Origin of the sequence: Spiroplasma sp. ChiS (genome assembly GCF_002968355.1) — a bacterium.
In the GTDB taxonomy this organism is placed as follows: Bacteria; Bacillota_I; Bacilli_A; order Mycoplasmatales; family Mycoplasmataceae; genus Spiroplasma; species Spiroplasma citri.
The window spans coordinates 1-2,071 of sequence record NZ_PUUH01000059.1 but is presented as its reverse complement, the minus strand read 5'-3'; the positions used below and the strand labels follow the sequence as shown (position 1 = coordinate 2,071).

Sequence of the window (2,071 nt, the reverse complement as noted above, 5' to 3'; positions counted from 1 at the left end):
AAAACTATGACTGAGGATATGACTGGGATTTGAACTGGTTTGACTAGTGCATTATGAAAAGTTAAAGAAGGTATAACAAATATTTTACCTGAGATAATGGTTTTCTTAGGTAAAGCGTGGATTATATTAATTCCATTTGCTATATTTTGTATTATTAAAATCTTAAACTTTTTCCGTGTTATGGTTAAAGGATTTTAGTATTTATATTTATTATTTATCATGTATTTTAACTGTGGCACACTAGTTTTTATATGTGATTTGATTAAATAATTTTGTTGTTTATTTTTGCACTATACACTGTCTACAAATTTATTTTTAAATAAATTTAATTATTTTGGTTATTATTTATAATGTTAACAAGATGAAAAAACTTGTAGGCAGTATATAGTGTAAAAATATCAATTTAATTATATTTAAGGTATTATTATGGTTTTCTCTCTGTATAAAAATATTTATAAATTTGTTAATTTATTAAAAATTCAAATAATAAATTTAAAARTTATTATTAAAATTATTATTAGTAAAATAATTGTTTTAATTGGTGATACCATTCATGATAATCAAAAAATAGATGCTATCACATTTGTAAAAAATGAATTTATTAAATAGAAAAATGAATTTATTATTTCTTCGATATTTTATTTCTCCTTTCTATTTAAAATAATTTATACAGAGAGAAAACCATAATAATATCAACTTAATTATAAATTTATGATTTTATATTTTAATAACTATTGTTAAAAATTAAATATTATTTTTCAGTGTGCCAATTTTTATTATTTTATATATTTAACAATGTTTATTAACAGTGTTTATTAAACATTAAATAAACAATATATTAGCATTATTTATAACATTGTTAATAATCAGTGTTTATTGCAATAAATAAACATTATATAAACATTATTTATAACATTGTTTATTAAACAAATATTTAGTTAGGAGATTATATTATGGATATGAAATTTAAAACAACTAAGGAATATAAAAAAATAAAGAGAGATTTTATTAAAGATATTTTTTATTAAGTTTAATTGTTTTTTTGGTATATTGTTGGTTTTTGGTTTTTTAAGTTCTTTTATTTATTTTTCAATATTGATTTGAAATGATAAAGATTTTCCACACTTTGTATTTTTATGATTTTATATTTTAATAACTATTGTTAATATTATTTTTGTGATTATTATGTATATAAAATATATTTTTGAAATTAAGGTAGAATTTAGAGTTGCAGTATTTAAGAAACAATTATTACCGTTAGAAATTATTAATAATGGAGTATTAAGAAAAGGTACAATGTTAAGACCAGTAAGACGAGGAGATGATAAAATTGAGTAATTTTGTTAAGAAAAATCAGAATGTAGAAAATTATTTTATTAGTAAGGAATTTATACCTTTTACAACAAAAAAAGCAAGTTTTATTAATTTACCCAATCATAATCGTCATATTGGTTTTTGATTGAGTAATAAGTTTATTTATCCGAGTGAAAAACATTTGTTCTTTTATTTATTTTTCAATATTGATTTGAAATGATAAAGATTTTCCACACTTTGTATTTGCAATTATTATGTCTGTATATGCTTTTATAGGTATTATTTTTGTGATTATTATGTATATAAAATATATTTTTGAAATTAAGGTAGAATTTAGAGTTGCAGTATTTAAGAAACAATTATTACCGTTAGAAATTATTAATAATGGAGTATTAAGAAAAGGTACAATGTTAAGACCAGTAAGACGAGGAGATGATAAAATTGAGTAATTTTGTTAAGAAAAATCAGAATGTAGAAAATTATTTTATTAGTAAGGAATTTATACCTTTTACAACAAAAAAAGCAAGTTTTATTAATTTACCCAATCATAATCGTCATATTGGTTTTTGATTGAGTAATAAGTTTATTTATCCGAGTGAAAAACATTTGGAACAAGTAGCAATCGGTTTGATTTATGATAATTCTTACCCTATTGTAAAATATGATGAAAATTTAAAGCGAAATATTTGAAAATATTTAACTGGAACAGAATTAATCAATTTATATAATCAATATAAACAAAATTATTTTACTAAAA

At 19.7% G+C, this 2,071-nt stretch carries 5 protein-coding genes and 1 pseudogene; all 6 read left to right on the top strand.

Annotated elements, in window-relative coordinates; all coding sequences use genetic code 4:
• Window positions 1-198: hypothetical protein (locus tag C6B38_RS02560; RefSeq protein WP_233485492.1), on the top strand; the 198-nt coding region annotated here is incomplete at its 5' end.
• A gap of 228 nt (window positions 199-426) precedes the next feature.
• The gene (locus tag C6B38_RS02555) at window positions 427-609 is read left to right on the top strand and encodes a hypothetical protein (RefSeq protein WP_233485491.1); all 183 of its coding nucleotides are present in this window, start codon (window positions 427-429) and stop codon (window positions 607-609) included.
• 567 nt (window positions 610-1,176) lie between these two features.
• Window positions 1,177-1,338 (top strand): hypothetical protein, encoded by a 162-nt coding sequence (locus tag C6B38_RS09705; RefSeq protein ID WP_162475820.1) that lies wholly within the window; start codon window positions 1,177-1,179, stop codon window positions 1,336-1,338.
• Window positions 1,322-1,495: pseudogene (locus C6B38_RS02545) on the top strand (DUF3627 domain-containing protein); the annotation flags it as partial. The gene C6B38_RS09705 and the pseudogene C6B38_RS02545, both read left to right, overlap by 17 nt.
• Window positions 1,496-1,601: 106 nt before the next feature.
• Window positions 1,602-1,763 carry a hypothetical protein gene (locus C6B38_RS09700; RefSeq protein WP_162475820.1) on the top strand — a complete coding sequence of 54 codons (162 nt, stop codon included), beginning with the start codon at window positions 1,602-1,604 and terminating at the stop codon, window positions 1,761-1,763.
• On the top strand, window positions 1,747-2,071 hold a 325-nt coding region (locus tag C6B38_RS02535; protein ID WP_105298535.1), incomplete at its 3' end, for a DUF3627 domain-containing protein. The genes C6B38_RS09700 and C6B38_RS02535, both read left to right, overlap by 17 nt.